This window comes from Janthinobacterium sp. FW305-129, from assembly GCF_020858115.1.
In the GTDB taxonomy this organism is placed as follows: Bacteria; Pseudomonadota; Gammaproteobacteria; order Burkholderiales; family Burkholderiaceae_D; genus Janthinobacterium.
Map to the genome: position 1 here is coordinate 1 of NZ_JACYMM010000036.1, position 1,226 is coordinate 1,226.

The 1,226-nt window shown below is 56.1% G+C and carries 1 protein-coding gene and 1 pseudogene; both read right to left on the reverse strand.

Annotated features, from left to right (window positions below; translation table 11 throughout):
- A pseudogene (locus IGS61_RS27680) lies at positions 1–758 on the reverse strand (virulence factor); the annotation flags it as partial.
- 79 nt (positions 759–837) lie between these two features.
- Positions 838–1,101, reverse strand: coding sequence for a PAAR domain-containing protein (locus IGS61_RS27685; RefSeq protein ID WP_230542497.1), 264 nt, complete (start codon positions 1,099–1,101; stop codon positions 838–840).
- Between the last annotated feature and the right edge of the window lie 125 nt (positions 1,102–1,226).

Below are 1,226 nucleotides of genomic sequence, written 5' to 3' on the forward strand. Positions count from 1 at the left end.
CCCATCGTGACGTGCACATCGGGAGGCGTGCTGCGCGACCATGCTTTGGGAAAGTTGGGGTTGCCGATATCGAACGCCGCGATAATGGTTTCTCGAGTGAAATCCGCCGCGGTTACCGGATCGAGGCGACCTTGGGGAAGCGCATATTGCACGTGAATGCCGGCAAGTTCACGCCACGTCGTCTTGTCCTTGAGCGAATGGGCGTTGTAAAAATAACGGGAGCTTGAGAAATAGATGTCATGAAATTTAGTTATTAATGCATTAACATATTTTTGGTGGTATCCCTCTAAGGATTCTCTCCCATCATTTCCGTAGGCGACCATGCCAATCATCTGCAATGTTGAATATTTTTTCGGGTTTTCCTTGACCTTGTCATCTCCCTGATTGGGCTTTGCCAATCCCAGCGTCCACAACAACTGCCATTCCGTCGGATAATCGCGACGTTGCAGCGGGTTGAGCCACTGTACCCCGACCACCTGGGCGACGAAGGGTTTCGCTGAGTCTTCTACGGGTAAAGCTGCAGCAGGTGCGGCGCTTGGCGCGGGCGCGGTTGAGCAGGCGGTAAGCAATCCGAATAAAGCGAGTGCGGATATGGTGGGATAGCCCAAAAAACGCATCAGTAGTTCTCCATCGGTTAAGGATTGTGCAGCAGCAGGGGCTGCGTGCCGTGTGAACCAAAGCGCTCCAACCAAGATCAGGCCGAAGCCGAGCAAGCTCCAGCCCAGTCTTCTAGGCCAGGTTGCGATCAGCTGATTCATAGCTGCACCTCTTGTTGCTGCCGCGTGCGGCTCTGGCGCTCATCGAAGATCTTTTCTGGCATGTCCAGCCTAACAGCCGCTACCCCCTGCCGCTGGCAGGCATCGTAGAAATCAGGGTCGCGCCGCAGGTGGTCTTGTGGCCTTCGAAGGCCACCGGTACACCATCGATTAGCACCTTTGGATCCCCTTCGGCGATGCTGCACACTTCATGGCCGCGCATCGGGCACAGGCAACGGTCGCCTTTGCGCGCAACCGCTACCCCCAGCACGTCACTATTCGGTGCGGCAGAAATGACCTTGCCCCCGTGGCTGGTTGGGTCGCCGAGACGGATCACGCCGCGCATGTGAACTCCACGCGGATTGCGGATACCACGTGATGTCCCGATTCGCGATTCGCTTTCAGCTTCAATCCGATCACTTGGAATAGCCCTGTGTTGACGACTCCTTGTCGTCGTTTCGAATGCCCCAC

Excerpts from the sequence above, each read along its gene's own strand:
- IGS61_RS27685 (WP_230542497.1), bottom strand. The coding sequence starts at position 1,101 with ATGCGCGGCGTGATCCGTCTCGGCGACCCAACCAGCCACGGGGGCAAG.